Origin of the sequence: Mycobacterium sp., from assembly GCF_036490025.1 — a bacterium.
In the GTDB taxonomy this organism is placed as follows: Bacteria; Actinomycetota; Actinomycetes; order Mycobacteriales; family Mycobacteriaceae; genus Mycobacterium.
The window spans coordinates 1-4,089 of the sequence record NZ_DASXEP010000097.1; the positions used below are offsets into that span (position 1 = coordinate 1).

Genomic DNA, 4,089 nt, shown 5'->3' on the forward strand with positions numbered 1-4,089 from the left:
CCGAACTTACCCCCTGAATTTCCCAAAATTCGCGGGATGGCCGCCGATTTTGGCAAAATTCGTAGGCATGTAAAATAGTTCTTGCGCGACGCGGGCGGTTCATGAGTCGATGCCCCGGTGTACATCACGACCATCGCCAACCGGAACTCCCCGCCCGCCGTGCTGCTGCGCGAGAGCTATCGCGAGCAAGGCAAGGTGAAGAGCCGCACGTTGGCCAACCTGTCCAGATGGCCTGCGGCCAAGATTGATGCTCTGCGCAGGGTGCTCGCCGATGAGCCGATGCAACCGGCGGTGGCCCAGCGCTTCGAGATCGAGCGTGCCTTGGCGTATGGCCATGTCGCGGCCGCGCTCGGCACACTGCGGCGGATTGGCCTTGAGCAGATCCTGCCCAGACGTCCCGACCGTCTGGCCAGACTGATCACAGCCATGATCGTTGCCCGCGTGATCGAACCGGCCGCCAAGCTCGCCACTGCGCGCCAGCTCAGCGACGCCACCGCATCGCACGCGCTCGGCGCCTTGCTCGGTCTCGGTGAAGTCGATGCCGACGAACTCTACGAGGCACTGGATCGGCTGCAGGCCGCCCAGCCGGAGATCGAACAGGCACTCGCCCGCCGTCATCTCAAGGACGGCGTGCTGGTGCTCTACGATGTCAGCTCGAGCTATCTCGAAGGCGAGCATTGCGAACTTGCGCAGCGTGGCTACAGCCGTGACCACCGGCCCGATCGTCCGCAGATTGTCTATGGCCTGCTCTGCAACGAGCAGGGATGCCCGATCGCGGTCGAGGTGTTTGACGGAAACACCGCGGACCCGATGACGCTCGCGGCCCAGATCACCAAGCTGCGGAGCCGCTTCAACCTCAGCCGCGTCGTGCTGGTCGGCGATCGTGGCATGATCACCGACGCGCGGCTCGAAGCCGATGTCAAACCCGCTGGCCTGGACTGGATCACCGCCTTGCGCGCGCCCTCTATCCGCGAGCTTGCCGCAGAGGGCGGTCCGTTGCAGCTCTCCCTGTTCGATCAACGCGACATGGCCGAGATCACCGCCGACGACTACCCGGGCGAACGCCTCGTCGTCTGCCGCAATCCCGACCTCGCCGCCAGGCGCTGCCACAAACGCCAGGATCTACTGGAGGCGACCGAGCGCCTGCTCGCTGCCGTCGCCACCAGGCTGCACCACAAACGCCGCCCGTTGCGCGGCGCGGCCAGGATCGGCATCGCCGTCGGCACCGTGCTCAACAAGCATAAGATGGCCAAGCACTTCGATGTGGTGATCAGCGACACCGCCCTCTCGTGGTCACGCAAGCAGGACGCCATCGCTGCTGAGGCCGCACTCGACGGGTTCTACGTCATCCGCACCAACCTGCCAGCCAAGGTCTTCCCCACCGAGCAGGTCGTGCTCGCCTATAAGAGCCTCAGCCAGGTCGAGCGTGCCTTCCGCAGCCTCAAGACCACCGATCTCGATATCCGCCCGATCCATCATCGCCGCGCGCGGCGCGTGCGTGGCCATGTACTGCTTTGCATGCTCGCCTACTACGTCACCTGGCACATGCAGCAGGCGCTGGCGCCCATGCTGTTCACCGACCATGACAAGCAGGCGGCCGCACTCCAGCGCACCTCACCCGTCGCCGCCGCGCGCGTCTCGCCGGCCGCGCGCGCCAAGGCCGCCACCAAGCGAAGTGCCGATGGCCAACCCGTTCACAGCTTCGCAACACTGCTCGCCGATCTCGCAAACCTCACCCGCAATACCGTCCGCTTTGGCGATGCACTGCCGGTTACTGTTCTCTCCAGACCAACCACCGTGCACCAGCGAGTCTTCCAACTCCTCAGTCTGAAACACAACGTGTAGGCAGGACAATGCCAAAAACACGAGTCTCGTCAGCCTGTTGGCAGGGACGTTGGGGGGAACTTCGGGCTAAGGATCCGAACTTTAGAATCTGGGTGAACAGCTCGGGTGCTGAGGAGCTCCTGGGGAATAGTTCATTCGTAAATGCGATCGATGGGGCGTGCGAGGAAGAGCTGTTCTACAAAGACAACGGCTCTCCGCAATCGACCGCGGATGCTAACTTCAATCTTAGCTTTTTGGATGACGGGATACTATATCGCGAACCCCAACCTCAGTCTCAGCGGCGTGGATTCGGAAGGGTTCGGTATGCCGTGCTTCACGCTCGGCACCAACGTCTTGACACCGGAAGGCTATGTTCGCGTTCAGGACCTCGCGGTTGGCCAAATGGTTCGTACGCATTTCGACGGTGTCGCAGCGATCAGGTGGATCGGTTACCGTCAGATCGACTGCGGTCGGCATCCAAACCCACAGATGGTCTGGCCGGTGCAGGTCAAAGCAGGCGCATTCGGAGATGAAAATCCGCGTCGTGCCTTGGGTTGTCACCTGATCATGCCGTATTCGTGGATGGCGTACTGATCCCGGTGAGGTTGCTCATCAACGGCACCACCATCGTTCAGCAGTCAGTGGAGCGGGTAACGTATTTCCACGTCGAACTCCCACAACACGATGTACAGATTGTCGATGGGCTGCTGGCCGAAAGCTACCTTGATACCGGCAACCGCGCGATGTTCGGCAACGCCGGACTAGCGATGATTTTGCATCCGGACTTTGCGACCGTGAATGTTGGCCTTAAGAGCTGGGAGCGCTATGCTTGCGCGCCGCTCACTGTACAGGCAGACTAGGTAGAGCCGGTTTGGAGAGGACTGGCGGTAAGGGCGAGGAGCCTCGGGTATATTCCAGACGAGCAGACCGTTACTGAGGACGTACGGTCCGCGAAGTCGATTTTTTCGGCTCATCCCGCTGCGAGCGGACGCCAGGTTTGTTGCGGATCTCTCCAGTCGATCCCTTCGAGCATGTAGCCGAGCTGTGCAGTCTGAGATCGGAACGACACCGTCGGCCGGTGATGGCCATATGAACCTGCCGCGCTCCAGTCTTTTAGCATACAGCGACATCCCGAGACCGTCATGCCAAAGAATCTTCAACAGGTCACCGCGTTTCCCTCGGAAGACGTAAAAATCGCCAGCATTCGGATCACGATGCAACGTCTCTTGAACCTGCAAAGCAAGACTGTTCATCCCACGCCGCATGTCTGTCGCGCCCGTCGCCAACCAGACTCGCACACCAGTTGGTGGGGCAATCATCTGCGCAGTGCCGTCACCACGCCACGCAGTGCCACCAGGCCGACATCTTGCCCAACGGTGATTGCCGTTCCATCCGGCAGCCTGATCTCAATTTTGTCCGCACTACTTCGCTCGGTCAGTGATGGTCGGGCCAAATCCTTTCGCTCAAACTGTCCACCCGCAGGGGCGCACTCCACAGGGGGGTCCCTTTTGGACGCCGATTACCCCTCCAAGCGGGTCCTTTTTCCACGCCGAAACACATTTCGGCGTCGAGTTCATCCAGCAACAAACTGAAGTTCGACGGCATCACCCTCTCCGCGGTATTTCGTTGGCCTACTGACAGTAGTTGGCATCGCGACCTTCATGCGCGTCAGCGTGGTGGGACAAGGAGTCAAAATAGCTCAGACCATCGGTGCTACAACGCGGCCATGACAATCGTCCGATCCAACCCACCCAAGCGATCCCGCCGCCGGGGCAAGCCAGCCTGCGCGATGACGCCGCCGTCCAGGATCGTCACCGCGAACCGCCCCCATGCCAACCGCACCGTCGTGCCGGACCTGACGCCCGAGGAACACCAGCGCCGCGGTGACGCCGCCGACGAAATGTTCCGCGAGTTGGTCCGGAGGGTCAGTCGCGGCTCATGACCGCCAGAGCGGTCCCCGCCCGCCACTGGCGGAGCTACGGCGTTGAAGCTATGCGAGTCCGTGGGTGATTTGTGAGGGGAGATTCGCATGAAATGGGCGCTTTTCGTGCTGGCCGTAGCGGCGCTTGTGGCCGGAACTCAGTGTTCTATCGCTGATACAACCTCAGCACAGCGTTTTCAGATCGTTGCAGTACCGGGCACAGACTCTCATCAACCGGGTGTTTACTTGTTGAACACCCACACCGGACAAAGTTGGTTCCTGGTCCGGGAGACGAACGAGTGGGATCCACTCAAGTACAGGGTCGGGCCAGGGCAACAGAGCTC

At 61.4% G+C, this 4,089-nt stretch carries 4 protein-coding genes and 1 pseudogene; 4 read left to right on the forward strand and 1 reads right to left on the reverse strand.

Going from position 1 to position 4,089, the window contains the following annotated elements; translation table 11 throughout:
• Positions 1-117 precede the first annotated feature (117 nt).
• Together VGG53_RS10875 and VGG53_RS10880 are read left to right on the forward strand one after the other, a co-directional pair.
• Positions 118-1,845, forward strand: a complete 1,728-nt coding sequence (locus VGG53_RS10875) for an IS1634 family transposase (RefSeq protein ID WP_331518068.1) — start codon at positions 118-120, stop codon at positions 1,843-1,845.
• Positions 1,846-2,148: 303 nt separating this feature from the next.
• Positions 2,149-2,684: pseudogene (locus VGG53_RS10880) on the forward strand (Hint domain-containing protein).
• Here VGG53_RS10880 and tnpB read toward each other — a convergent pair.
• The gene (gene tnpB / locus VGG53_RS23930; protein WP_349257523.1) at positions 2,586-3,143 is read right to left on the reverse strand and encodes an IS66 family insertion sequence element accessory protein TnpB; all 558 of its coding nucleotides are present in this window, start codon (positions 3,141-3,143) and stop codon (positions 2,586-2,588) included. The pseudogene VGG53_RS10880 and the gene tnpB sit on opposite strands and share 99 nt — an antisense overlap.
• A gap of 407 nt (positions 3,144-3,550) precedes the next feature.
• Here tnpB and VGG53_RS10890 point away from each other — a divergent pair, with 407 nt between their 5' ends.
• Positions 3,551-3,766: a hypothetical protein gene (locus VGG53_RS10890; RefSeq protein WP_331518069.1), complete on the forward strand. Its 216-nt coding sequence runs from the start codon at positions 3,551-3,553 to the stop codon at positions 3,764-3,766.
• An 87-nt stretch (positions 3,767-3,853) separates the two neighbouring features.
• A partial coding sequence (locus VGG53_RS10895) for a hypothetical protein (RefSeq protein WP_331518070.1) occupies positions 3,854-4,089 on the forward strand: 236 nt, incomplete at its 3' end.

What these genes read in the sequence shown, in the direction of transcription:
- VGG53_RS10890 (WP_331518069.1), top strand. Translation starts at nt 3,551, where the DNA reads ATGACAATCGTCCGATCCAACCCACCCAAGCGATCCCGCCGCCGGGGC.
- tnpB (WP_349257523.1), bottom strand. Translation starts at nt 3,143, where the DNA reads ATGATTGCCCCACCAACTGGTGTGCGAGTCTGGTTGGCGACGGGCGCG.